This is a genomic window from Flavonifractor sp. An91 (assembly GCF_002159225.1).
In the GTDB taxonomy this organism is placed as follows: domain Bacteria; phylum Bacillota; class Clostridia; order Oscillospirales; family Oscillospiraceae; genus Flavonifractor; species Flavonifractor avicola.
On record NZ_NFHA01000006.1, the window covers coordinates 1 to 26,800 of the forward strand.

General features: G+C 62.6%; 13 protein-coding genes. 5 read left to right on the plus strand and 8 right to left on the minus strand.

The genetic code is table 11. The features are described from left to right. Nucleotides 1–367: 367 nt before the first annotated feature. Together B5G42_RS05230 and B5G42_RS18085 are read right to left on the minus strand one after the other, a co-directional pair. On the minus strand, nt 368–1,297 hold the full coding sequence (locus tag B5G42_RS05230) for a phosphate acyltransferase (protein WP_087267454.1): 930 nt from the start codon (nt 1,295–1,297) through the stop codon (nt 368–370). A 218-nt stretch (nt 1,298–1,515) separates the two neighbouring features. Then, nucleotides 1,516–2,856: an S-layer homology domain-containing protein gene (locus B5G42_RS18085; protein ID WP_162611047.1), complete on the minus strand. Its 1,341-nt coding sequence runs from the start codon at nt 2,854–2,856 to the stop codon at nt 1,516–1,518. A gap of 834 nt (nt 2,857–3,690) precedes the next feature. Here B5G42_RS18085 and B5G42_RS18090 point away from each other — a divergent pair. After that, nucleotides 3,691–4,644: a hypothetical protein gene (locus tag B5G42_RS18090; RefSeq protein ID WP_162611048.1), complete on the plus strand. Its 954-nt coding sequence runs from the start codon at nt 3,691–3,693 to the stop codon at nt 4,642–4,644. A 273-nt stretch (nt 4,645–4,917) separates the two neighbouring features. Here the strand turns inward: B5G42_RS18090 and B5G42_RS05240 are convergent, their stop codons facing one another. The 5 genes from B5G42_RS05240 to secA form a co-directional block, all read right to left on the minus strand. Next, a complete protein-coding gene (locus tag B5G42_RS05240) occupies nt 4,918–6,303 on the minus strand; it encodes a TrpB-like pyridoxal phosphate-dependent enzyme (protein ID WP_087267460.1) in 1,386 nt (461 codons plus the stop codon). 395 nt (nt 6,304–6,698) lie between these two features. After that, complete coding sequence (locus B5G42_RS05245; RefSeq protein WP_087267463.1) at nt 6,699–9,329, minus strand: cation-translocating P-type ATPase; 2,631 nt, start codon at nt 9,327–9,329, stop codon at nt 6,699–6,701. Nucleotides 9,330–9,694: 365 nt separating this feature from the next. Continuing rightward, entirely contained in the window at nt 9,695–11,239 is a 1,545-nt protein-coding gene (locus tag B5G42_RS05250; protein WP_087267466.1) for an ABC transporter substrate-binding protein, read from the minus strand. 220 nt (nt 11,240–11,459) lie between these two features. After that, nucleotides 11,460–12,272, minus strand: a complete 813-nt coding sequence (gene pgeF / locus B5G42_RS05255; RefSeq protein WP_087267469.1) for a peptidoglycan editing factor PgeF — start codon at nt 12,270–12,272, stop codon at nt 11,460–11,462. Between the two features lie 222 nt (nt 12,273–12,494). After that, nucleotides 12,495–15,242 (minus strand): preprotein translocase subunit SecA, encoded by a 2,748-nt coding sequence (gene secA / locus B5G42_RS05260; RefSeq protein WP_087267472.1) that lies wholly within the window; start codon nt 15,240–15,242, stop codon nt 12,495–12,497. A gap of 304 nt (nt 15,243–15,546) precedes the next feature. Here secA and B5G42_RS05265 point away from each other — a divergent pair, with 304 nt between their 5' ends. From B5G42_RS05265 to B5G42_RS05280, 4 genes are all read left to right on the plus strand, one after another. Continuing rightward, entirely contained in the window at nt 15,547–15,957 is a 411-nt protein-coding gene (locus B5G42_RS05265) for a hypothetical protein (protein ID WP_087267475.1), read from the plus strand. After that, complete coding sequence (locus B5G42_RS05270; protein WP_087267478.1) at nt 15,954–17,834, plus strand: serine/threonine protein kinase; 1,881 nt, start codon at nt 15,954–15,956, stop codon at nt 17,832–17,834. Before B5G42_RS05265 ends, B5G42_RS05270 begins: the two co-directional genes overlap by 4 nt. A gap of 110 nt (nt 17,835–17,944) precedes the next feature. Further along, nucleotides 17,945–21,964: an S-layer homology domain-containing protein gene (locus B5G42_RS05275; protein WP_162611049.1), complete on the plus strand. Its 4,020-nt coding sequence runs from the start codon at nt 17,945–17,947 to the stop codon at nt 21,962–21,964. Nucleotides 21,965–22,140: 176 nt separating this feature from the next. After that, on the plus strand, nt 22,141–23,175 hold the full coding sequence (locus B5G42_RS05280) for a stalk domain-containing protein (protein ID WP_087267485.1): 1,035 nt from the start codon (nt 22,141–22,143) through the stop codon (nt 23,173–23,175). Between the two features lie 72 nt (nt 23,176–23,247). On the opposite strand, the gene mfd is transcribed toward B5G42_RS05280, so the two are convergent. Continuing rightward, entirely contained in the window at nt 23,248–26,766 is a 3,519-nt protein-coding gene (gene mfd, locus B5G42_RS05285; protein ID WP_087267488.1) for a transcription-repair coupling factor, read from the minus strand. Nucleotides 26,767–26,800: the final 34 nt, after the last annotated feature.

Consider the following 26,800-nt stretch of genomic DNA (forward strand, 5'->3'; position numbering starts at 1 on the left):
TTGCGAGCCAGTGCGCACACTGGCGTGGCAATCCGTTTCCCCGGCAAAAGGGGCGGATTCCCACGAAAAACGGCCGCCCACCGGGCGGCCGTTTTTCTCGGAATGACGGGTCTTTGTACCGGCTGCGCAGTTTGCAGCAGGTCCCCATTTTGTCATCCTGAGCGTCAGGGTCGGATCTTTTCTGCCAGTTTGTCTGCCACAGGAAGATTCTTCGCCCCGCTGGGGCTCAGAATGACCGCTGTATTCTATTTTGCAGCAGGCCTTTTTTGTGCTTCACCCTGTAGGGGCGGCCTTTATGGCCGCCCGCCATATCCCCCATCCACGCAAAAAGGCCGGCGCTGACGCGCCGGCCTTTTACCGTATGGACTTACTTCTGCTGGGTCTTGCGCCACTCGTTGAGGACGGCGCAGAACACCAGGGACAGGAAGCTCTCCTCCGCCTTGGCGGAGCGGGAGGTCAGAGCGATGGGCACCTTGGCGCCCACCACGGCGCCGCAGGTGGTGGCGTGAGCGTGGATGAGCCAGCTCTTCACCAGGATGTTGCCGGCGATCAGGTCCTGAGCGATGATGCCGTCGAAGCCGCCGCCGGACCAGGGGCACTCGTAGTTCTTCAGCCGGCAGGCCTCCTTGGAGATGATGAGGTCGTAGGAGATGGGGCCCCACAGCTCGCAGTCGGCGAAGGGGTGCTGCTTCTGCTCGCTCACCAGGCGCTGGGCCTCGATGGTGTCGGGCATATGGAAGTTGACGTTCTCCACCAGGGCCATCAGAGCCAGCTTGGGATTCTCATAGCCGAAAGCCTTCAGGGCGTCGGCGGTATTCTTGATGATGGCCTTCTTCTGGGTGGGGTTGGGGCTGACGATGATGGTCATGTCGGACAGAGCCAGCAGCTTGGGATACTCGGGGATGGAGGCCAGAGACACATGGCTCATGAGGCGCTCGGTCCGCAGGCCGTTCTTCTTGTCCAGCACGGGCATCAGGAAGTCGCGGGTGGGCATATTGCCACGCATGAGGATGTCGCCCTCGCCGCAGTGGATCACGTCGATGGCGGCCTGGGTCACGTTGTGGCCGGGAGCGGTGTCCACCATGGTGTAGGGCTCCTTGTCCAGGCCCAGCTTCTCCAGCTGCACCATGGTACGGGCCCGGTCGCCCACCAGCACGGGCTGCACAAAGCCCTCCTTCTGAGCCTGGAACAGGCCGCGGAGCATATTCTCGCCGTCAGAACCGGCCAGGACCACGCGCAGAGGAACATTCAGCTTGGGAACACGGCTGATGATATTGTCAAAATTCTTCAATTCCATGGGATGATCCCTCACCTTTCCATTGATGCCGCGCAGCGGCGTTTGTTCTATTATTATACCGGATAGTTTCGGAGAATACAAGGTATTTCCATAGGAATCGGAACAATATTTCCCCTTATAGCGGGGCAATCGTCCCTTTTTTCTCCGCTGTTTCCGTGCCGTGCACAAAAAGACCGCCGCGGGAGGATTTCCCGCGGCGGTCCGGATGGTATGGCTTCTTACTTTGCCACGTTCTCGCAGAAGCGCATGAGGATGGTGGCAACCTCGGCACGGGTGGCGGTGCCGGTGGGATCCAGCTTGCCGCCGTCCTTGCCGGTGATGAGCTGGGCGCCAACCGCCCAGGTCATGCCGTCGGCCGCCCAGGTGGACACGGTGCTGCCGTCGGCGAAGGTGGTCAGGTCGCCCTTGGCGGACACGTCGTACTCCTTGTACCCGGCATAGCGGTACAGGATGGTGGCCAGCTGCTCACGGGTCACGGTGTCATCGGGGGCAAACACGGTGTCGCTGTAGCCCTTGACGATGCCCTCGGCAGCCGCCCAGCGGACCGCCTCGGTGTACCACACGCCGCTCTCCACATCGCTGAAGTTCATGGCGTAGTTGACCACAGGGCTGCCCGCCTGACGCCACAGGATGGTGACGATCATGGCACGATTGGTGGTCATGAGGGGGGCGAAGGTGGTGGAGGCAGTGCCGTCCATCAGCTTGTTGTCGTAGGCGTACTTGACGGCCTCATAGAACCAGTCGTCGGCCTTCACGTCGGTGAAGGGCAGGCCGGTCTCCACAGGGGTGTCGTCCTTGGCAAAGGAGGCCTTCACGGTGACAGCGGAGGAAGGCATAGTGAAGGTATACTTGCCGTCACCCTTGTCGGTGAGCTTGATCTCATTGCCGTTCTTATCGGTAACGGTGAGGGTGTCCAGAGCATAGCCCTCGTCGGCCTTCACAGTCAGGGTGATGGTGAGGCCCTTGTTGGCACGGGTCCGGCTGGCGGTCACAGTGCCGTTGTCGCTGCTTTCCACGGTGATGGCGTAGGAGGTGCTGGAGGAAATCACGCTCCACTGGGCAGTGAGGGTCTCCGTCTTGCTGACGGTGTAGGGGCTCTCCACTTTGTTGCCGTCGGCGTCATACCAACCCAGGAACACATAGCCATCGCGGGTAGGCTCGGGCAGGGTGACGTCGGTGTTTTTCGCCACGGTATACACGGAATTTGTAGTGGCGCCGTCATCGTTGTAGTTCAGGGTAAGGCTGGCGGTGCTATCCGCAGTTGCCTTCAGATCGGTGATGGTATCGCCGGGCTTGGCAGCAGACTGGGCATCCGCCAAAGTCTTGGCATAAGTAAAGGTACCGCCGGTGTGTCCCACTTCATACTGCACAGCGTCAGCCAGATACCCACTCTCGCTGAGGTCCTGTGCAAAGGTACCGCCGGAGATGAACTTTTTATCATTATCAGCAACAAAGGACGCATCAACATCCTGAAGTGCACCTGCAAAATCACCGCCAGTAATGGAAACATTAACGTCCTGTTCAATCTGAGCAGCACTGTTCGCCTGATTACAGTTCATATAGCGAACCGCATACTCCGTTTTGGCAGAGAATGTCCCGCCTGAAATCATAATATTCAGAGGAGCAGAATTATAGCCGGTACCCCTGCATGCAATAATAGTAATGGCATCGCCTGCACTGCCTGCACCAGAGTTGGAACGATAGCCCTCTACCAGCCAATTCTCAGTTATACCCGTATTTCCTTGTCCAACAAAATTGCCACCCTTAATTACCAATGTACCGCTGCATACTTCAATTGCAGAACCGTTCGTACTAATGATATCTGGGCCATTACCATCATCTGTACCGATGGTTAAAGTACCCGCGCTGGGCCAATAGATTGCAGACCGCGAAGACGTAAGTATACCGCCAGTTATTGTAACATTACTGGGATCGCTGCCGCCTGAACGCTGATTGTTCGTGCTGATCGCGTATGTGTTTGCCTTCAGTGTACCGGCCTCCACATTAACGGTCGCACCAGCACTATTATTATCATACGCACGATTAAACACAACGATAGGCGACATACCATCGTTTTCAGCAGAGATGGTGCCGCCCGCAACATTCAGAGTACCGCCGTATGTAACAATACCGTCGCCGACATTATTTGTCACATTGGCAGATGTTGTCACACTGCCGCCCAGGTTAATCACTGCACATCCAGCCAAATCTGCAGTTATAAGATTCATGTTAGAAGCAAGCGTAAGTGAACCAAGGTTAATAATTGTATTAGCGGTCTTTCCCTGAATTGTACCATTCTGGATCGTCAGCGTACCTCTGTTGATCAGAGAAGCAGCAGTTCCTTTTGCATACGCTTGGTCACTGACAGCCGTATTTCCGGTCATGGTCAATTCATGGCCACCCAGATCCAGGGTAAGTTGAACACCCTCAGGAACGGTAAATGTAGCATCACTGGTGTCCTTAAGCAATTTTACAACTTCGCCATTTGGGGCGGCGGCAATAGCGTCTGCCAGCGTTTCATACTGGTATCCATTCACCTCTGCAACAAAGGTGACAGCTGCCACGCCGGCGCTACCCCGAGCATAGGTATCACAAGTCAGGCCCCAATCGTTGCCGTAGGCCGTAACATATTTCACTCCGGTTTCAGCGGTTTTAATCTCGTAGGTACCCCAGTTTACGCTGCTGTCAATGGTACATTTGTTGCCGCTCAACCGGATACCGTTGGTCTTAGTAGCGTTATTTCCATCATAACCCACCAAAATTCCGGAGAAGCAAGCTTCCTTATCTGTTCCATCTGCTTCCAGTACCACTTCGCAATTAGTTACTGTACACTGGTTGGCCGTGAACTTACCGCCATCCTGGGAAAATCCGTGGAGGATGCCTACCTTTGTATAACCGCGCACAATGCAGTTGTCCACTGTCACGTTATTATACTCAAGGTTACCATTATTATTTGCGCAGACTACTGCAAGAATGCTGGAGCCTGTGGAATTCTCCGTCAGCGGAGCTACATCAATTTCAGCTTTGAAAAATTTAATGTTCTCAATGGTCAAGTTGCCGCTGTTGTTCCCCACAAAGCCGGAATAGTAATCGCAGGACGAACCAGTTCCCGCAACACCAGACCCATCGCTGGGCACGGTATAGTTTGCAACGGTCAAATTAGAAATGGTAAAACCCTTGCCATCGATCGTCAGTACTCTATCGTCGGCAATAGTAACAGGCGCCCATTTCTCACTGCCCATGTCAATATTTGTTCCCAATTCAATTCGAGAAACTGTCGTGTCTTCCATGGCTCGATACAGCTCATCCCGGCTGTTTACAACAGTCGCTTCTTCGTCCGCCGCTAACACCGTAACCGGCAATAGCGACAGGATCATCGCCAGAGCCATCAAGATGGATAGCATCCTCTTTTTCATCTTTCATCACTCCTTATCTGTATCATACGCTTCCTAAGCCGGGCTGCTTCCCCGTTGTCCCGGTCAGGTTCAGTTTAGCTTCTTTTCCCTACAAAATCAAGGGTAATCGGGAAAACGTATTAATAATGTAAGAATTTGCTTCTTTTTCCGACAAAAAGCGGGCCCGCTGCTATTTTTTGCAGCGGGCCCGCTTGGCTTGCCCCCTCAGATTCCTTTATTTTGCAGAATATCAGGCAGGGAGTCAAATCCCTTTTGCAGGTCGGCGTCGGTGGGGATATAGTCGGTCATTTTGCCGGTGAGGTAGTTCTCATAAGCGGTCATATCAAAGTAGCCGGTGCCCGTGAGGCCGAAAAGGATGGTCTTGGCCTCGCCGCTCTCCCTGCACCTGAGGGCCTCGTCGATGGCTCCCTTGATGGCGTGGGCCGACTCGGGAGCGGGCAGGATGGTCTCCTGCTTGGCAAAGAGCACCGCCGCCTCAAAGACCTTGGTCTGCTCGTAGGCCACCGCCTCCATGTGCCCGTCGTGGTACAGCTTGGACAGGATGGGGCTCATGCCGTGGTAGCGCAGGCCGCCGGCGTGGTTGGCGGAGGGAATGAAGCCGCAGCCCAGGGTGTACATCCGGGCCAGAGGGGTCACCCTGCCGGTGTCGCAGAAATCGTAGGCGTACTTGCCCCGGGTGAGGGATGGACAGGAGGCGGGCTCCACCGCCACGATGCGGGGGTTCTTCACGCCCTTCAGCTTGTCGGCCATAAAGGGGGCGATAAGGCCGCCCAGGTTGGAGCCGCCGCCGGCGCAGCCCACCACCACGTCGGGGTACTCCCCCAGCTGCTCCATGGCGATCTTGGACTCCAGGCCGATGATGGACTGGTGGAGCAGCACCTGGTTGAGCACACTGCCCAGCACATACCGCTTCTTGCCGCCGCTCTGGAGAGCGGCCTCCACCGCCTCGGAGATGGCGCAGCCCAGGGAGCCGGTGGTACCCGGATTCTCCGCCAGGATCTTGCGGCCCACCTGGGTGAGGTTGGAGGGGGACGGGGTCACGTCGGCGTCAAAGACCCCCATCACCGCCTTGCGGAAGGGCTTCTGCTCGTAGGAGCACTTCACCATAAACACGTCGCAGGTCAGCCCGAAGTAGGAACAGGCCTCGCTGAGGGCGGTGCCCCACTGACCGGCTCCCGTCTCGGTGGTGACGCCGGTGAGGCCCTGCATCTTGGCGTAGTAGGCCTGAGCCACGGCGGAGTTGAGCTTGTGAGAGCCGGAGGTGTTGTTGCCCTCAAACTTGTAGTAGATCTTGGCCGGGGTGCCCAGGGCCTTCTCCAGGTTGTAGGCCCGGATCAGAGGAGATGGCCGGTACATCTTGTAGACCTCCTGGATCTCCTCCGGGATGTCAATAAACTCGGTGGTGCCGTCCAGCTCCTGCTTGGCAAGCTCGGTGCAGAAGATGGGGGCCAGATCGTCCACCCCCAGGGGCTGGAGGGTGGCGGGGTGGAGCATGGGGTCGGGCTGCTCTGCCATGGCGGAGCGCAGGTTGAACCAACGCTGAGGCATCTGGTCTTCGGTGAGGTACAGGCGGTGAGGGATCTTGGTCATGTTCATGCACTCCTTCAAGTTTGGTTTTGCGGGAGAGGGCATGAAAAAAACGCCCTCGTCCCAAAGATTCTCTGGGACAAAGGCGTGATAAAAACCTCTGCGGTGCCACCCGGATTGACGCATATAAACAATGCGCCCGCTCACTTTCGCGTGCCTGCCAGCACACGCTCCCCTGATAACGGGTGGAGTCCCCGTCGCGCTACTTAGTTTCCCTTTCGCAAAGCCCTCAAAAGTCCATTCACCCGGACGCCGCCTGCCGCGATCCCACCACCCGCGACTCTCTGTGAGGCCTTGATACCGGACTACTCCTCTTTCTCATCGGTTTGACGATTTAGTTTGGCATAGTATACCGCCCCGTTTTCTCTTTGTCAAGGGGTAATTTTGATTTTTTTGCGCTACCGGCCCGCCGTTACTTTGGCGGCGCTCACCCGCTTGCCCGGCTTATGTCTGCGGCGGAAGGCCTTGGCCGCCTCGCACACCACCACCGGCGTCACCGCCAAACCGGCCACCACCCCCCAGGCCCGGGGGGACAGGGACACGGTAGAGAATACCGTTTGCAGCGGGGGCACCAGCAGCACCGCCAGCTGCATGGCAAGGCCGATGAGGAAGGCTTTGTTCATGGCCGGGTTGGAGGTCACCCCCAGCCGGAAAAGGGATGCCTCCTCGCTGCGCACGTCAAAGGCGTGGAAGAGCTGGCACAGGGTGAGCGTAGCGAAGGCCATGGTGTTGCCCGCCGCCAGGGAGCAGCCCGGCAGCACCCAGGCCCCCAGCACATAGGCCGCCAGGGTAAGGGCCCCCACCATTACCCCCTGCCAGGCCAGCCGGAAGGCAAAGCCGTGGGCAAAGAGGGACTCCCCCGCCTGCCGGGGCGGCCGGTCCATCACCCCCGGCTCCACCGGCTCCACCCCCAAGGCCAGAGCGGGCAGAGAGTCGGTGACCAGATTGAGCCATAGCAGCTGGACCGGGGCCAGAGGCATCTCCGGGAACCGGAACAGGGTAGCCAGGGCGATGGTCAGTATCTCACCGATGTTGCAGGACAGCAGGTAGTGGATGGCCTTTTTGATGTTGGCGTAGATCCCTCTCCCCTCCTCCACCGCCGAGACGATGGTGGCGAAGTTGTCGTCGGTGAGGATCATATCCGCCGCCCCACGGGCCACGTCGGTGCCTCCCTTGCCCATGGCGCAGCCGATGTCGGCGGCCTTGAGGGCGGGGGCGTCGTTGGTGCCGTCGCCGGTCATGGCCACCACCTTCCCTCTGGCCTGCCAGGCCTTTACAATCCGTAATTTATGCTCTGGAGATACCCGGGCGTATACCGCGAATTTGTCCACTTCCTCCTCCAGGGCGGGCTGGGGCAGAAAGTCCAGGTCCTCCCCGGTGAGGGCCCGGTCCCCCTCCCGGCAGATGCCCAGCTCTTTGGCCACCGCCACGGCGGTGAGCTTGTGGTCACCGGTGATCATCACCGGCCGTACCCCCGCCTTGTAGCACTGGTCCACCGCCCGTTTCACCTCCGGCCGGGGCGGGTCCATCATGCCCAGCAGTCCCACAAAGGTGAGGCCCTGCTCCAGGCTGTCGCTGTCCAGACTGCGGGGCTGTACCTCCACATCCTTGTAGGCCACCCCCAACACCCGCAAAGCCTTGCCCGCCATGGCCTCGTTGCGGGTGGTGATCCGCCGCAGGGCGCTCTCGGTCAACCGGCACCGGCGGGCCAGTACGTCGGGGGCCCCCTTGACCATCACCCGGTATCCCCCGCCCGGCTTGCTATGTACGGTGGTCATGAGTTTTCGTTCCGAATCAAATGGAATTTCCCCTTTTCTGGGCCACTCCTCCCCCAATTTGTTCTTATCCAGCCCGGCCCGGGCAGCCGCCTCCACCAGGGCGGCCTCGGTGGGATCGCCGGTACACACCGGGGTCTTCCCCTTCCAGCTCAGCTCGGCATCGCCGCACAGGGCTCCGATGGTGAGGGCCAGATCCCGCTCCCCCTGGGAGGGCGTCCAGATATCCACCACCGTCATTTTGTTCTGGGTCAAAGTGCCCGTTTTGTCGGAGCAGATCACCCCGGCGCACCCCAAAGTCTCCACCGCAGGCAGCTTTTTGACGATGGCCCGCCGCTTGGCCATGCGGCTTACCCCCAGGGCCAGCACAATGGAAATAATGGCGGGCAGGCCCTCGGGGATGGCGGCCACCGCCAGAGATACGGCAGTGAGGAACATTTCCAGCAGGTCCCGCCCCTGGAGCAGCCCCACCCCGAACATCACCGCGCACACGCACAGGCACAGGAAGGACAGGGTCTTGGAAATCTCCCCCATCCTCTTCTGTAAAGGTGTTTCGCTTCCCCCCTTATCCATCAAGAGACCGGCGATATGACCCACCTCGGTGTCCATGCCGGTGGCGGCCACCAGGCAGGTGGCCCGGCCCCGGGTGACCACCGTGGCGGAGAGGAGCATATTGCGCCGCTCTGCCAGGGGGGTGTCGGCGGGCAGGGGTCCCAGGGCCCCCTTGTTTACCGGGGCGGACTCGCCGGTCATGGCGGATTCGTCAGCCTGGAGTCCTGCCGCCTCCAGGATGCGGCAGTCGGCAGGCACCAGGTCCCCCGCCTCCAGGCGGATCACGTCGCCGGGTACCAGCCTGTCCGCCTCCACCCGGGTCAGCACCCCGTCCCGCAGGGCGTGGGCCGCCGGGGCGGACATCTGGCTCAGGGCCTCCAGCGCCTTGCGGGCGCTGTCCTCCTGGGATAGGGAGATAATGGCGTTCACCGCCACGATGCCCAGAATAATGGCGGCGTCCAGCCAGTCCTCTCCCCCGCTGGCCCACAGGGACAGGGCCGCTGCCGCCAGCAGCACCAGAATCATGGGGTCCTTCAGCTGGCCCAGCAGCCGGGCCAGGAAGGACTTGTCCTTCTTGTGGGCCAGTTTGTTGGGCCCGTGAGCCACCAGCCGCCGGGCGGCCTCCGCCCCGGTCAGTCCGCCCTGATTGCTTCTCAATTCCTCCAGCGCCTGCTTGGCGCTGCACGCATACCACTGTGTCATGGTGACCGCTCCTCGCCTGTTTGTTTTCCAGATTTTGGATACAGTATAGCAGGCCTGTCCCCCGGAATTGGGGGAAACCTGGCGGGGCGGACACGCAAAAAGCGGCCCCCGCGTGATGCGGGGGCCGCTGGAGACTGTCGAAAAAGTGGCACACCACTTTTTCGAGGGGGGTGCAGTCTGCCGCGCGCAGGGCCTGTCCGCTGGAGGCGGACAGGCCCCACACTTGCAGCCTGAGAAGTGTTTTCATCCACGCACAGGTCGCGGCTGAAAACGGATTTGACTTTATTCGCGCCTGCGGGCGCGAACTCTGCGAGGCTTTTTTCGCAAACGGAAGCGGCCCCCGCGTGATGCGGGGGCCGCTGGATTCATTGTGCGATCTCCCAATAGGCAAACTGGAAGAACAGATTCTGCTGGGTGGGCGTCATATTGGAGACGGCGTTCCACTGGGAGAGCACGGACCAGTTTTTGAAGCAGATCACCGCGAAGGGTGGCTCCTCCGCCAGCCGGGCGTAGAGCTGACGGGCGCTCAGGTCCCGGCTCTGGCCGTTGGTGGCCCGATAGGTCTGGAGCAGCTGGGCGGCCTGAGTGTCGCTGTAACCTCCGTAGTTGAGGGAGCCTCCGGCGGTGATAAGGGCGGTGAGATCAAAGTCGGCGGTAAGCCGCACCTCCCCCAGGTAGAGGTCAAAGTTCCCGCTCTGAAGGGCGGAGACATAGGCGTCCCAGTCCAGCTTGGTGAGGGTGGCCCGGATGCCCAGATCGTTGAGGCCGTTGACCAGATGCTGAGCCGCCGCCACCCGGTCCTGATTTTCGGCGGACACTACCAGCTCCAGGCTGAGGGTCTGCCGTCCGTTGACCCAGCCGCTGTCGGTGGCAGTCCAGCCCGCGGCGGTGAGGGCCTCGGCCACCGCCTGGGAGGAGTAACTGAGGGCGGAGGCCTGATCCTCATGGTAGAGGGCGCTGCCGGGGTGGACCGGCAGGGCGGCGGGCTGGGCGTGGCGGGAGAAGATGGCGGTGGATACCGACTCCCGGTCAAAGGCCCGCAGCAGGGCCTTCCGCACCCCTGCGTCGGCGCAGGGGCCGCTGACGGTGTTGAAGCCCACATACACCATGGTGGAGGTGGGATAATCCAGGGTATCAAAGGAGCCGGAGAAGCCCAGGGCATTGGTGGCGGTCAGGTCGGTGGACACCAGGGAGATCTCCTTGGTGTCGAAGGCGTGGATCAAATCGTCTGCCTCCTGAATGGCCTGGAGAGGAATGGTGTCCACCGGCAGCTTCTCCCCCTGACACCAGCTTCCGTTGGCGGTGAGGGACAGGTCGTTGCCGCTGCCGGTGAGCACATAGGGCCCGGTGCCCAGCGGGGTGGCCCCGGTCTCCTTGACGATGGGGATGTCCAGCAGGGCTGGCAGGGACCCGTTGGCCCGGGTCAGGGTCATGGTCACCGTTCCCTCTCCCGCCGTGATGGCGCCAATGTCGGTAAACCGGGCGGAGTAAAGGGCGCTGGTGCGGGCGGTCTCCAGAGAGGAAACCACCTCCGCCGAGGTGAGGGGGCTGCCGTCGGAAAAGGTGACGCCGGAGCGCAGGGTGAAGGTCCAGGTCAGCCCATCCTCCGCGGCGGTATAACCGGAACACAGCACCTGACTGACCTCAAACTGCTGATCCAGGGCAAACAGTCCCTCATACATCAGCCCACCCAAAGACAGGTTGGTGCGGTTGCCGCCGGTGATGGGGTGGAACCCGGCCTGAGGGTAGCAGGCCAGGGTAAATTCCGCCGTCTCAGAGGTTGGGGCGGCGGAGACGGCGGGTTCCGGCGTGGGGGTAACCTCCGGCTCCGGCCCGCCGGTACAGCCCGCCAGGAGCAGGCAGAGGGCGGCCCCCAGAGCAGCCAGAATCCGTCGTGTTCGTTTGTTCAAGGGCAGCCCCTCCTTGTCTGTTTGCGGTATAAAAAATGTCTTTCCGGGAATTCACTTCCCGGAAAGACACCCCGACCCGCGCCACGAGCGCGAAACCGGGGGTATCGAGCCAAGTCGCCGGCGTTTCGTCGGCACGCAGGCTCGTATCTAGGGGGTCGGAGGCGCCGGGGGCGCCTCCGATGGAAATCCAGCGGAGCCACATCCCGCTTTTGGATACCCCCTAGATGATTGCGATCATTGCCGCCTGGCTGCCCCGTTCGCCCTTGGTAACCCGGTGAGACCAGTATTTCTCCGGCAGGCAGGCGGTACAGTCGCCGGACACGGCGATGTGCTCGGGGTCCAGACCGGCGTTCTCCAGCCGCTTGGCGTTGAGAGCCTTCAGGTCCACATGGAACTTGCCGGTGGGCAGCACCTGGATGCAGTGGAGGGCGGAGGCCCCCATGGCCTCGGTCATAGCGTTGGGCACGTCCTCGTGGGTCTCAAAGCAGCACTTGGAGATGCCGGGGCCGATGGCGGCCAGAATGTCCAGCCGGTCGCAGCCATAGCAGTCCACCATCCGCTCCACCGCCTTGGCGGCGATGCCCAGAGCGGTGCCCCGCCAACCGGCGTGGACCGCCCCCACCACCCGGCGCACCGGGTCGTAGAGCAGAATGGGCAGGCAGTCGGCGGTAAAGACGGTGAGCACCACGCCGGGGATGTCGGTGACCAGGCCGTCGGCCTGCCAGGGCTCCGGCTCATCCAGGGCAATGCCCAGGTCGGCGGTGGTGACGGAGCGCACCGTGTCCCCGTGGACCTGGCTGGCGCACACCACACCCTTCACATCGGCGCCGATGGCGGCGCAGAAGCGGCGGTAGTTCTCCGCCACTTTGTCCGGCTCGTCTCCCCGGGTCATGCTCAGGTTGAGGGAGGCAAACTTCCCCTCCGACACCCCGCCCAGCCGGGTGGAAAAGCCGTGGGCCACTCCGCCGGCGGCCTCAAAGCCGTCGCAGGACAGATAGAGCAGGCCATTTTTGTTGTGTTCGATGATGTTCATGGAGTCCTCCATCCGGAAATCGAAATCCGTTTTTCCGGAAATTCATTTTTCGGAAAAACACCACGACCCGCGCCGCGGAGCGCGAAACCGGGGGTATCAAAACCGTTGTGCCGCAAGGCGGCGCGGCGGTTTTGTATCCAGGGGGTCGGAGGCGCCGGGGGGCGCTTCCGATAGAAATCCAGCAAAGCCACCTTCAGCTTTTGGATACCCCCTAGACAACTATCAGTCGTCCTCGTGCATCCCGCAGCACTTCTTGTACTTCTTGCCGCTGCCGCAGGGACAGGGATCGTTGCGGCCGGGCTTCTTGCCCTTCTTGACGGGCTGCTTCTTCACGGTTCCGTCGGCGCCGGCGCTCTCGCCGGTGACCTTGGCCACCCGCTCACGCTTGACGGTGGAGCCCACCTGCACCCGGGCCAGGAAGATCCGGCGGAGGGTCTCCTCCTGAATGGCGGCAATCATGCGCTCGAACATCTCGTAGCCCTCGCGCTTGTACTCCACCACGGGGTCGTTCTGGCCGTAAGCCCGCAGGCCGATGCCCTGACGCAGCTCCTGCATGGCGTCGATGTTGTCCATCCAGTACTCGTCCACCACCCGGAGCATCATCACCCGCTCCAGCTCACGCATGAGGGGCTCGCCCAGCTCAGCTTCCTTCTTGCTGTAGACCCCGGCGGCCTTGTCCAGCAGCAGCTCCTCCAGCTGGGAGGCGTCGTACTTCTGCAGCTCCTCGTCGTCGAACTTGTAGTCCTCGGGGGTGAGGAACAGCCCTCTGAACTGGGCGCACACCTCCCGCCAGTTCTCGGCGTCCATGTGCTTCTGCTCGCCCATGTGGGCCGCCACCTCGTTGGAGATGACGGTGGAGAGCATGGTCTGGACAGCCTCCTTCAGGTTCTCGCCGTCCAGCACCTTCCGGCGCTGCTCATAGATGACCTTACGCTGGGTGTTCATTACGTCGTCGTACTCCAGTACCGTCTTACGGGTCTGGAAGTTGCGGGACTCCACCTGCTTCTGGGCGTTCTCAATGACGTTGGACAGCATCTTGGAGTCCAGGGGGGTGTCCTCGTCCACACCCAGCCGGTCCATCATGCCCATGACCCGCTCGGAGCCGAACAGACGCATGATGTCGTCCTGGAGGGAGAGGAAGAACCGGCTCTCGCCGGGGTCGCCCTGACGGCCGGCACGGCCCCGCAGCTGGTTGTCAATGCGGCGGGACTCGTGGCGCTCGGTGCCCAGAATGAACAGGCCGCCGGCGGCACGGACCTTCTCGGCCTCCTCCTTGATCTCGTCCTTATACTTGGCCTCCGCCTCGGTAAACATCCGGCGGGCCTCCAGGATCTCCTGGTTGTCGGTGTCGGCAAAGCCGGTGGACTCGGCGATGAGCTCGTCGGACAGTCCGGCCTTCCGCAGTTCGGCCTTGGCCAGGAACTCGGCGTTGCCGCCCAGCAGAATATCGGTACCACGGCCGGCCATGTTGGTGGCCACGGTGACGGCGCCCAGCTTACCGGCCTGAGCCACGATCTCGGCTTCCTTCTCGTGGAACTTGGCGTTCAGCACGTTGTGGCGTATGCCCTTGCGCTTGAGCATCTCGGAGATCTGCTCCGACTTCTCGATGGAGATGGTACCCACCAGCACAGGCTGGCCCTTGGCGTGGCACTCCTCGATCTGCTTGACAATGGCCTTGTACTTGCCGGCCTCGGTCTTGTACACCACGTCGGGATGGTCAATACGGGCCAGCGGCTTGTTGGTGGGGATCTCCACGATGTCCAGGGAGTAGATGGTACCGAACTCCTCCTCCTCGGTCATGGCGGTACCGGTCATACCGGACAGCTTGTTGTACAGGCGGAAGTAGTTCTGGAAAGTGATGGTGGCCAGAGTCTTGGACTCACGGGCCACGGTGACCCCCTCCTTGGCCTCGATGGCCTGATGGAGGCCCTCGTTATAGCGGCGGCCGTACATGAGGCGGCCGGTGAACTCGTCCACGATGATGACCTCGCCGTCCTTCACCACATAGTCGATATCCCGCTTCATCAGGCCCCGGGCCTTGATGGCCTGGTTGATGTGGTGGGACAGGGTGGTGTTCTCAGGATCGGCCAGGTTCTCGATCTGGAACTGCTGCTCAGCCTTGGCAATACCACGGGCGGTGAGGGTGACGGTGCGGGCCTTCTCATCCACGATGTAGTCGGCGTCCACGTCCGGGTCCTCTTCCTCCTTGGTGTCCACCTTGGCCACCCGCTGGCCCTTCAGGCGGGCCACGAAGGCGTCCACAATGGTGTACAGCTGGGTGGACTTGTCACCCTGGCCGGAAATGATGAGGGGGGTACGGGCCTCGTCGATGAGGATGGAGTCCACCTCGTCCACGATGGCAAAGGCGTGGCCCCGCTGCACCATTTCGGTGGCGTAGATGCACATATTGTCCCGCAGGTAGTCGAAGCCGAACTCGTTGTTGGTGCCGTAGGTGATGTCGGCGGCGTAGGAGGCCTTGCGGTCCTTGGGCTGGATGTCGTGGATCACCAGACCCACGGTGAGGCCCATGAAGCGGTAGACCTTGCCCATCCACTCGGAGTCACGCTTGGCCAGGTAGTCGTTGACGGTGACGATGTGGACACCCTCGCCGGCCAGGGCGTTGAGGTAGGCGGGCAGGGTGGCCACCAGGGTCTTGCCTTCGCCGGTCTTCATCTCGGCGATACGGCCCTGATGGAGGATGATGCCGCCGATGAGCTGCACCCGGTAGGGCTTCATACCCAGCACACGCCAGGCCGCCTCCCGGCAGGCGGCAAAGGCCTCGGGCAGGATATCGTCCAGGGTCTCGCCATTGGCCAGACGCTCTTTAAATTCAGGAGTCTTGGCCTTGAGCTGCTCATCGGTGAGCTTGGAGTACTCCTCGTCCAGGGCCTCGATCTTGTCCACGATGGGTTTGATGGCCTTGAGCTCCTTGGCGGAGCTGGTGCCGAACAGCTTTTTCAACAGTCCCATGTGATTGTTTCACCTTTCTGATCTTCCACAGCGCAAAACGCGGCTGTTGACATTGATTCAGTTTCCTAGTATAGCATAACCCCTGAAAAGAAAAAAGAGTAAATTGTGAACAAATTGCATGATCTACCCTTTTCTGTTCCAGATCGCGGATCTTATTCTCTTTATGCAAAAAGTGTGCAATTCTGCACACCTGCCGGTGGAGAAACTATGATACACTCTTTCCAAGTCCCCGACCGGGTAGTATAATGGATGACAGTTACCTTTTTGTAAATTGTTTCTATCCCATAAAGAAAGGAGGGGCGCTGTGAAAACCACGGATGAACTGCGCAATGCCATCCGCTCGTCCTCGGATCCCGCCATGCTGGCGGGGGGCGCTTTTACGCCGCCGGACTTCACTTTTTATCTGTGCAGCCTGCTGGAGCGGCGGGGCTGGCTGGTGAAGGACGCCATCCGGGCCTGCTATCTGGAGCGGTCCTACGGTTACCAGCTTTTTAACGGCACCCGTCCTCCCACCCGCACCTTTTTGCTTCGGCTGGCTCTGGCCCTGGACCTGGGGGAGGAGGAGACCCAGAAGCTGCTCACCCGCTGCGGCAAGGCCTCCCTCTATCCCCGCAGCCGGTTTGACGCGGCGGTGCTCTACGGACTGACCCACCACCTAACCCTGGAGGAGACCGACGAGCTGCTCCTCTCTCTGGGAGAAGGGGGGCTTCTGTGAGCCGCACCGAGGATTTTTGTCAGGACTACAAGCAGGTGGTGGACAGCCTGGAACTGCCCGACCGTATCGCCCTCGTCTACCGGCCGGAGGCCTGTCTGGCGGAGCGGGAAAGCCGCAGCGTGTGGCTCCTCCGCCGCCGGTGCGACGAGGCTCCCTATGTGCTCAAGATTGCCCGGGAGGGGGGCGAGGACCTGGAGGAGGAGTTCCGGCTGCTCACTCAGCTCTACCCCGCTCTGGCGGGCCGTGTGCCTTTGGCCGCCGACTGCTTCCGGCAGGAAGAGACCGTCTATCTGGTCCGCAGCTACCTGCCCGGGCAGTCTCTGACCCGTTATCTGGACCGCACCGGCCCCTGTGACGAGGCAAGCTGCCGTCAGATGGGGCTGAAGCTTTTATCCCTGCTGGACCAGCTCCACCGGATGGACCCGCCCATCATCCACCGGGATATCAAGCCGGACAACATCATTATAGGACCCGACGGAGATGTGGGGCTCATTGACTTCGGCATCGCCCGACAGTACAAGCCCCACCGGGACAGCGACACCCGCATTATGGGCAGCTCGGTCACCGCCGCCCCCGAGCAATACGGCTTTGCCCAGACCGACGAGCGCACCGACCTGTACGCCCTGGGCGCCACCCTGATTTGGACCCTCACCGGCTCCTATGATCGGGACAGTCTGGAGGCGGCTCCGGTATCCCGGCAGCTGAAGGGGGTCCTGCGCAAATGCACTGCCTTCAGTCCCGACGACCGCTACCCCACCGCCGCAGCGCTGAAGGAGGGGCTGGGCGGCAAGGCCCGCGGGAGGCAGCGCAAACTCGTAGCGGCGGTCTGTGCCCTGGCCCTGTGTCTGGGGGCCGCCGGAGCTGTGGCTCTTCCCCGAATGCAGGGGTCCCAGCCGGTGGAATTTTCCTCCTACTGCCTGGAGCTGGCGGTGCGGGAGGAGCTGGACCGGCCTCTGGGAGAGATCACCTACAGCGATCTGGAGCAGGTGGAGCGGCTGGCACTGCTGGGCAATGAGGTGCTGGAGGACCCGGCGTCCTACGCCTTCTACATGAACGACATGACCGGCGACTCCACCTACGGTGACCTGTCCGACCTGTCCCTGCTGGCCAGCATGCCCAACCTGACGGAGCTGTGGCTGTGCCGGCAGCGGATCACCGACCTCTCCCCTCTGGAGGGGCTCCCCCTCACCACCCTGGTGGCGTGCAACAACGAGATCTCCGACCTGACCCCCCTGGCCTCCCTCACCGGCCTGCGCACCCTGTGGCTGGGGAGCAACCCGGCCGCCGACCTGACCCCCCTGGCGGGGCTGACCAACCTGCGGGACCTGAACCTGGACGGCAATCCCCTCCGGGACCAGGCCGTCCCTCTGGTCAGCCTGGCCCCCCTGGAGGGACTGGAGCTCACCCGGCTGTCCCTGGGCTGGCGGACGGTGTCCGACGGGAACTGGTCCCTGCTGGCCCGGCAGTCCTCCCTGGAGGAACTCTCCCTGTGGGCCCCGCCGGAGGAGGCGGTGGCCGCCCTGGTGGGGCGGGACCAGCTGCCCATTCTCAACGTGGGCCTGCTGCCCTGTGAGGACCTGTCCATTCTGGCGGGCTGCCAGGTGGTGGACCTGCGTCTCCACGCCGGACAGAACTCCCTGGAAGGCGCGGGAGACCTGCCCCGGCTGCGCAATCTGGGGCTGTTCAGCTCCAACGTCACCGACCTCTCCCCCCTGGCAGAAGCCAAACTGCTGGAGACCTTCTGCTTCAACGGCCCCGCCCTCCCCGACTTTTCCCCCCTGTCCGCCCTGCCCCGGCTCAATACGGTGCTGGTGCCCCAGTCCATGACGGCGGCGGCGGAAGCGGCCTGCCCCGGCCGGGTCAGCCTGCTGAACTGAGTCGTACACAGTGTGCGTATATGCACACCAATCCTGCCAGGAACTATGGTATCATCACCATAGTTCCTGGTTTTTTATTCATATTTTTCCACAAAAGGAGGTACACGGATATGAAATTCCATTCCATTCGGGGCACGCTGCTGGCCGTGGTCCTGGCGCTGGCACTGACGGTCCCCGCTCTGGCCTACGACGACACCGCCGGTCACTGGGGCGCGGAGGCCATCGACCGCTGGAGCGAGGAGGATGTTCTCCAGGGCTATGCCGGCCAATTCCGTCCCGACGCGCCCATCACCCGGGGCGAGCTGGCGGTGATCCTGGACCGGCTGATGGACTACCAGACTCTGTCCGACACCGCCTACCCCGACGTGGAGGCGGACAGATGGTACGAGGAGGCGGTACTGGGGGCCGCCCAGGCCAACATCCTCCAGGGGGACGGTACCTCCCTGCGGCCCCTGGACCCCATCACCCGGCAGGAGGCGGCGGTGCTGCTGGGCCGGGCTCTGGGCGTGACGGAGAACGCCGCCGGGTTGGAGGGCTTTACCGACAGCGGTGAGGCGGCCAGCTGGGCCGCCGGCTATCTGGGCGGCATGGCCCAGGCCGGCATCCTCAACGGTTATCAGGGCAAGATCATGCCCGCCGCCACCATCACCCGGGCGGAGGTGGCCCAGCTGCTGGACAACGCCATTGCCGCCCGCTATGATGAGGCAGGCAGCTACACCGCCGACGCCGCCGGCAACGTCATCGTCAGCGCCGCCGGGGTCACGCTGTCCGACATGACCATTGACGGTAACCTGATCGCCGCCGAGGGCATCGGCGACGGGGACCTGATCCTGGACAACGTCACCGTGAAAGGCACCCTGATGGTCCGGGGCGGCGGCGAGCACTCCATCATTATTCGAGGCAACTCCTCCGTTAGCACCATCACCGCCCAGCGGCGGGACGGCGGGGTACGCCTGTCGGTGGAGGACGACGCCTCGGTGGAGATCATCACCATTGACGACGGCTCCGACGCCGTCATCGTGGCGGGTACCGTGGGCACCCTGAACGTGGCCGGGACGGAAGCCCAGGTCACCGTGGCGGGCACCGTGGACACCCTCACCGTCTCTGAGCAGGCCGAAGGTGCCAGCATCACCGTCTCCGGCGGGGCTACGGTGAACAATCTGACCGCAGCCGCCCCCAACACCGCCGTTACCGTGGGCAAGGGCGGTACGGTGGAGAGCGTCACCGCCGACGGTGCGGGCACCACCGTCACCGGCTCCGGCAAGGTGAATAACGTCACCGCCAACGCCGACAACGTGGCCGTATCCACCCCCAACACCAAGGTGGAGGCCTCCGAGGGCACCTCCGGCGTCACCGCCGGGGACAAGGACGTGGCCGGCGGCTCCTCCGCCACCACTCCCGGCACCTCCACCGGCGGCTCCTCCTCCGGCGGCAGTTCGGGCGGCGGCAGCTCGGTCACCTACTACACCGTTACCTATCAGTTCCTGAATGAGGTCCTGGGCACCGAGCGGGTGGCCAGCGGCGGCCATCCCACCGGCAGCGGCATCACCGTACCCGGTAAGGTGGGCTATGATTTTACGGGCTGGAAGGTGGAGGGCGAGTGGCCTCCGGTGGAGCTGAGCGATATTACCGTCACCGGCAATGTGACCCTCTATGCCCAGCTGTCCGCCGTGCCTGACGGCACGGTGACGACCACTACCGAGGGCATTACCATCGGCGAAACCGACCCGGATACCTTCCTCAACCCTGTCACCGGCAACCTGGCTCCCAACGAAGAGGGCGACTATGTACTTACCCTCCAGCTCAAGGCCCCGGAGGGGGTGGAGTGTGAGCCCATGGTGGATGTGCTGCTCCTCACCACCTCGGCAGACGGCTATGAGGGTGCACAGGTCTGGTATCCTTACGATGCTTTTGACGAGAACGGCATCCTGACGCTGGACTATGTGGTGGCCCCGGCAGGCGCTACTTCCTGCAATCAGGTCCTCACTTTCTTCCTGAAGTGGCACGGCGTGAACAGCGATGCCGATATGGGCGGCTGGGCCATGGATCTGGATCTCAGCAGCCTGACTCTGGTCGGCGTCGATCCATCCGATACGGTGGCCACCGTGGGCGGCGTGGGCTATCCCACCCTGAAGGCTGCTGTGGATGCCATTCTGAAAGATCCCGGAAGTGCGGGTGAATTCTATCTGGTAAGCGACTACACCCTGACCGAAGATGTGACCCTCCCCGACTACTGGACCCTGGGCATCCATGAGGGGGTCACCCTGACCATTCCGGAAACTGTCACCCTGGACAACCTGTACGCCATCCTGAACCGCGGCACCATCAACGGCGGGGGTACCCTGCGCAGCGGCAACACCATCTGGAACCGGGGCGCCATCTACTGCAAGGTGGTCAACTACCAGCCGGAAGGCTCGGACTGGGCCGTGGAGTACTACCAGTACGCCCAGTGGAACGGCGAGGGCTGGAATCTGGCCCCCCTGCCCCACATGGAAAATGAAATCGACTGCTCCATCTTTACCGCTTTCAACTTCACGGAGGACCTGAACGGCAGCGATACCGCTCTGGCTAAGGCCATCGACTGCATCAACGACATCTCTGAGGACGCAGGTTACACCTTCCACCTGCTGGAGGTCCGCTGCCAGCTCACGGTAAACACCCCCCTGACTCTGCCCGGGAACACCAGCCTGGCCCTCATGGGGGGCGAAAACCGGGGCATTACCATTGAGAAGGGCGGCAGCATTCTCAACGGCAATGTGGAGATCATCACCTTTGACGGCTATCCCGTGGCAAAGCTCACCGTGAAAAACGGCGCCGCCCTGACCGGCGAGCTGTACATTACCGGTAACATCAACGACTGCCTGGTACTGGAGGACGGGTCCACTGTACAATGCCGCCTCTTCCAGCGGAACACCCAGGAGGAGGAGTACCGCCCCATCGGTGAGGCGGAATATGACGGCCGGTTCTGGCTCACCCTGGAGGATGCCCTGAACGCCGCTCAGGCCGACGGCGGCGGCGAGGTGTTCCTGGTCCAGAATGTGACGGTGGGCGGCAATCTGACCATCCCCGCAAATGTGGTGCTGTGGACCGACCAGTACGACCTTTCCGTCGCTGAAACCCTGACTGTGGACGGTGAAGTCTTTGTCCAGGGCGGTACCACCGTCACCGCCGACTCCCTGGCCCTCCCCCTGGAGGGGCAGAGCCGGGTCTATGTGGACTATGACGCCGCCCTGAATGTTTCCGGTCTCCTTACTCTGGACGGTGAGCTGTACATAGACGGCACCGGCCGCGTCACCGCTGACAAAATAGACATGAGCGCCGGGGCCTTCTATTACCACGGCATCAGCGCCAACGACGACGGCAGCTGGGCCATTCCCGACCATCCCCCCATTGAGGCCGAGGACCCCAGCCGGGTCAACTGCGCCCTGAACTTCCCCGATCTGGGGAACGACAACGAGGCGGTGGACGCCATGATCCGTGCCACCATCCAAGCCGTACAGAACAACAACGCCTACGGCAACTACTGTCTGGAACTGCGCAACAACTACACCCTGGCTGCCGGGGAAACCCTGATCCTGCCCGATAACGTGACCCTGCTGGTCCGGGACAGCTCGGACAACTGGGAGCTGGAGGAGCAGACCCCCTACCTCATCACCATCGAGGGTACCCTCACCGGCGGCAAGCTGGACTTTGCCAGCAGCGGCTTTGAGGGCTTTGCGGGCCACACCTCCCTGATCATCAAGGACGGCGGCACCGTCTCCTGCAACCAGTACTGGCTGGAGGGGGACGACAAGCTGGTGGTGGAATCAGGCGGTAAGCTTATGGTCCCCGACTTTGTCGAAGCCGAAAACGACGGCGGCTGGATGTACCTGGTGGACGGCATGAACCTGGTGATTGACCAGGGCGGTACCATGACCTGTTCCGGCATCCTGCGCATCTGGCCGGGCAGCACCCTAACCATCAATGGCACCATGGAGCTGGCCGGCGACGCCCACGCGGGCTACCAGGGCGATATCAACGGCACCGGTTCTATTACCGGTACCGGCACCCTCCAGAATCGAGGCGGTAACCTTACCGTTACAACCATTGGCTCTGATATCATCCAGGATGCCTATAATTCCGAACCCTAAATCTTTCCAAACTTCCTTCCCTTCCCAATGCAGCAGGGCCCGGCGTATCACGCCGGGCCCTGCTGTTTTCCTTCCGGTGTGTACGAGTGTGCTGTTATGCACACCACTTTCTTACAGTACTGTGGTATGCTGGTTTCAGCTTGCAAAACCCGCAGTTCACGAAAGGAAGTGTCTCTATGAAGAAAAAGACCCGCGTGGCCGCCCTGGCTCTGACCCTGGTGCTGGGCACCGGCACCGCCGCCCTGGCCGCCGGTAATCTGGTCAACATCGCCGTCAACCCCGGCATGAAGCTGTCCATCGACGGCGAGGCCTTTGTGCCCACCGACGTCAACGGCAAGGAAGTGGATGTATTTGCCTACAACGGCACCACCTATGTGCCCATCCGTGCCATCAGTGAGGCCTTTGGCAAGGCCGTCAGCTACGACGCCTCCACCCAGACCGCCGTCATCCAGTCGGTGCTGCCCCCCTATGACCCCGACCAGGTGGACTATGTGCTCAGCGTAGCCCCCGAGACCTATACCGACGAAAACGGCAACCCGCAGACCTGGTACAACGGCGTGGGCTATGAGTTCCGCTGGTGGCTGCCCGAGGAGCAGCAGAACAGCAGCTTCACCGTTAAGCAGGTCTCCGGCCAGCTGCCCGACGGCATCACCCTGGTGGGTGATCACCTGGAGGGCGAGTGTCAGGGCGTGGCGGAGGCCGACGTGACCTTTACCGTCACCCCCAGAAACGGCGAGGCCGTCACCCGCACCCTCCACTTCCAGTTTGTGGAGCCCAGTGAGTTTGCGGTAGCCCCCATCATCCTGTGGGGCAAGGTGGGCGACACCGTGGACCGGGCCGGCATCAACTCCTTCTATGACGGCATCTTCTACACCGCCGACGACCTGACTGCCGACCGGGAGATCCCCGGTGCCTCCCCCATCGGCACCCAGGAGGCCCTGGACGCCCTGGCGGAGTACGGCCTGTCTCTGGACTATGAGGTCCAGGAGAATGAGGACGGCTACCGCTGGGCCGACAAGTACCTGACCGGCACCTTTACCCAGGCCACCGACGGCTGGGTGAAGATCTCCATCCCGGTATACGCCACTGCCGGTTCCTCCAACCCGGACTTCCCCATGGAGGAGAATTTCTGGTACGCCAACGATGCCGACGGCAATCCCTATGTGGTATCCGGCACGGTGGACGTGTATCTGAACATCGTCGGCTTCTGATCCACGATTCCCATCTTTCTTTCCCTATACAGAAGGGGCCCTGCGCAATGCGCCGGGCCCCTTCTGTCTGTTTTATGGTTGGTCTGCCGGGCTTTGCGCCCCGGTCTTGCCGTAGTCCTCCATCACCTTCCGGCCCCACTTCAGGGGGTCCTCCCCCTTCTTGAGCCGCAGGGCCAGGTAGGGCTTCTCTCCGGCGGAGAAGAGCAGCCGTCCCTTGTAGTGCTCCATGGCGCACAGGGCGCTCACCCGCTGGAGGTCAAAGCCGTCCAGGTAGAATTGCAGGCCGCCCCCCTGCTGGCGGATCTGCACCACCCCGTTCTCGGCGGCGGCCGCCCGCAGCAGGGCCACCGAGATCAGGTTGTTTACCGTCCTCGGCGGGTCGCCGTAGCGGTCGATGAGCTCGTCGGTGACGTCGTCGGCGTCGGCCTCGGTGCGGATGGCGGCGATCCGCCGGTACAGGTCCATCCGCTCCTCCGGGGAGGGGACGTACCGGTCGGGGATGGAGGCCGCCACACTGAGGTCGGCGGCGCACTCGGTGCGCTTGGGGATGGGCTCGCCCCGCTCCTCCAGCACCGCCTCCTCCAGCAGCCGCAGGTACATATCATAGCCCACGCTGAGCATGAAGCCGGACTGCTCGGGGCCCAGGATGTTGCCCGCGCCCCGGATCTCCAGGTCACGCATGGCGATCTTGAAGCCGGAGCCGAACTCGGCAAACTCCCGGATGGCGCCCAGCCGCTTGGAGGCCACCTCGGTGAGCACCTTCCCCTGCCGGTAGGTCAGGTAGGCAAAGGCCCGGCGGGTGGACCGGCCCACACGGCCTCTGATCTGGTGGAGCTGGGCCAGACCCATCTTGTCCGCGTCCTCAATGATGAGGGTGTTGGCGTTGGCGATGTCGATGCCGGTCTCGATGATGGTGGTACACACCAGCACATCCACCTCGCCCTCGCTCATGCGGGTCATGACCTCGTTCAATTCTTCCTGGCTCATTTTGCCGTGGGCCACCGCCACCTCCACGTCCTCCCCCAGCATCTCCTTGATGCGGGCGGCGGTGCGGGTGATGGTGTCCACCCGGTTGTGGAGGTAGTACACCTGGCCGCCGCGCTCCAGCTCCCGGCGGGCGGCGTCCATCAGCACACCCCAGTCGTGCTCCAGCACATAGGTCTGCACCGGCTGGCGGTCCATGGGGGGCTCCTCCAGGGTGGACATATCCCGGATGCCGGAGAGGGCCATATTCAACGTGCGGGGAATGGGGGTAGCCGACAGGGTAAGCACGTCTACCTGCTTGGACAGCTCCTTGAGCCGCTCCTTGTGCTGGACGCCGAAGCGCTGCTCCTCGTCGATGACCAGCAGCCCCAGGTCCTTGAAGGTCACGTCCTTCTGGAAGAGCCGGTGGGTGCCGATCAAGAGGTCGATCTGCCCCGCCGCCAGCCGCCGCAGGGTCTCCTTCATCTGGGCGGCGGTACGGAACCGGCTCACCACGTCGATCTCCACCGGGTACTTGGCAAAGCGCTGCTTGGCCGACAGGTAGTGCTGCCGGGCCAGCACGGTGGTGGGCACCAGAATGGCGGCCTGTTTGCCATCCAGCACGCACTTCATGATGGCCCGGAAGGCCACCTCGGTCTTGCCGTAGCCCACGTCACCGCACAGCAGCCGGTCCATGGGCCGGGCAGTCTCCATGTCCCGCTTGATCTCGGCGATGCACCGCAGCTGGTCGTCGGTCTCGGCGTACTCAAACTGCTCCTCAAACTCGTGCATCCACTCCGAGTCGGGGGAGAAGGCGAAGCCGGGCTGCCGCTGCCGCTGGGCGTACAGCTGGATCAGTCCCTTGGCCAGGTCCTTCACCGCCTTCTTGGCCTTGGACTTGGCCCGCTCCCAGTCGCCGCCCCCCAGCTTGGACAGCTTGCGCTTCTCGTTGGCGTCCTCGCCGCCGCCGATATACTTGCTTACCAGGTCCAGCTGGGTGGCGGGGACGTACAGAATATCGGTGCCGGCATAGGCGATCTTTACATAGTCCTTCTCAATGCCGTCCACCACTTTCTTGGTCATCTCCACAAACCGGCCCACGCCGTGGTGCTCGTGGACCACCAGGTCCCCGGGGGACAGGTCGGCATAGGACTTCAGCTTCTGCCGGTTGGTGGCGGGCTTGCTCCGGCGGCGCTTGCCCAGGGCGGACTGGCCCTCGGTGAGCACCGCCAGCCGTCCCACCGGGTACTCCATGCCGGCGGTAACGCCTCCCACGGCGATGACCGCCTTGCCGTAGCCGGGCAGATCGTGGAGCTCGAAGTCCACGGCGGTGGTCATCTTCTGCTCCCGCAGCAGGGCCTGGAGGTTGAGGGCCCGCTGCTGGCTGCTCACCAGCACCACGGTACGGAAGCCCTCGGACACATAATGGGCCAGGTCGGAGACGGCGGTCTCCAGACTGGCGCCGTAGGAGGGCAGCTGCTTGGCCAGCAGGTTGATCACCGTCCGGGGCCGCCGGGGATAGGTAGAGGCGGCGAAGGCGTCCAGGTAGCACACCGGCCACTCCTCCAACACCTGCCACAGCTCTTCGGGGGTACGGGCGAAGTCGGCCAGATCCCCCGCCAGCTCGCCCCGCTCCATCAGGGACTTGGCGTCCTCCCCCAGCTGCCACAGGTAGTTCTTCCCCCGCTCGGCCACCCGGCCGCTCTCGCTGAAAATCACCACCGCGTCCTCCGGCAGGTAGTCCGCCGCCGTGGCCATCTGGGGATAGATGAGGCTTACATACCGGTCCATGGCCGGGAAGGAGGTACCGGCGTCCAGCCGCTCCCTGTCCTCCTCCAGGGTCTGGACCAGCTTTTCCGCCCCCTTGCGCTTGCGGGTACGGGCGATCAGCTTGTCCAGGCCCTCCAGCAGCCCCGCCCAGCCGCCGGGGGTGAACTGGGGCAGCACCTCGGCAGCGGGCAAGATCTCCGCCTCGCTGATGTTCTGGATGCGCCGCTGGGTATCCGGGTCGAAGAAGCCCATGGCGTCCACTTCGTCCCCGAAGAACTCCACACGCACCGGCTTTTGATGGGCGGGAGAGAAGAAGTCCAGAATGCCCCCTCGCAGGGCGAACTGGCCCACGCCCTCCACCTGCTGGCACCGGGCGTACCCGGCGGCGGTGAGGGTCTCGGTGAGCTCGTTCAGGTCATGGGCCTCCCCCATCCGCACCACCTGGGCCGCCTGGGTGAGGAGGGTCTTGGGGATGGTGCGCTGGAGGAGGGACTCCACCGTACACACCAGCAGGGGGCACTCCCCCGCCGCCAGGGCCCGGAGGACGGACAGACGCCGGTGCTCATACTGCCGGGACACCACCGCCGCGTTGTGGAAGGTGAACTCCCGGGCGGACAGGGTGGCCACCTTCTCCCCGGAGAGGGCGGCCAGGTCCTTCTCCATCCGCTGGGCCTCCCCCTCGTCGGCGCACACCACCACCACCGGCCGCTCCAGCTCCTGGTGGAGCCCGGCGGCAAAGTGGGCCCGGTGGACCGCCGACAGGCCGGAAAAGGCCACCGGGCAGGCCCCGTTGTCAATGGCCGCCGTCAGGGCACAATATTCCGGGATATCCTTCAGCGCGGACAGCAGTTGTTTCATGGTACACCTCGAAGATATAGAAAAATTTGGAAGT

Bases quoted from the DNA above. Each gene is read 5' to 3' on its own strand.
- B5G42_RS05230 (WP_087267454.1), bottom strand. From the start codon at position 1,297: ATGGAATTGAAGAATTTTGACAATATCATCAGCCGTGTTCCCAAGCTG.
- B5G42_RS18085 (WP_162611047.1), bottom strand. From the start codon at position 2,856: ATGAACTGTAATCAGGCGAACAGTGCTGCTCAGATTGAACAGGACGTT.
- B5G42_RS18090 (WP_162611048.1), top strand. From the start codon at position 3,691: ATGGCCACCCAGATCCAGGGTAAGTTGAACACCCTCAGGAACGGTAAA.
- B5G42_RS05240 (WP_087267460.1), bottom strand. From the start codon at position 6,303: ATGACCAAGATCCCTCACCGCCTGTACCTCACCGAAGACCAGATGCCT.
- B5G42_RS05245 (WP_087267463.1), bottom strand. From the start codon at position 9,329: ATGACACAGTGGTATGCGTGCAGCGCCAAGCAGGCGCTGGAGGAATTG.
- pgeF (WP_087267469.1), bottom strand. From the start codon at position 12,272: ATGAACATCATCGAACACAACAAAAATGGCCTGCTCTATCTGTCCTGC.
- secA (WP_087267472.1), bottom strand. From the start codon at position 15,242: ATGGGACTGTTGAAAAAGCTGTTCGGCACCAGCTCCGCCAAGGAGCTC.
- B5G42_RS05275 (WP_162611049.1), top strand. From the start codon at position 17,945: ATGAAATTCCATTCCATTCGGGGCACGCTGCTGGCCGTGGTCCTGGCG.
- B5G42_RS05280 (WP_087267485.1), top strand. From the start codon at position 22,141: ATGAAGAAAAAGACCCGCGTGGCCGCCCTGGCTCTGACCCTGGTGCTG.
- mfd (WP_087267488.1), bottom strand. From the start codon at position 26,766: ATGAAACAACTGCTGTCCGCGCTGAAGGATATCCCGGAATATTGTGCC.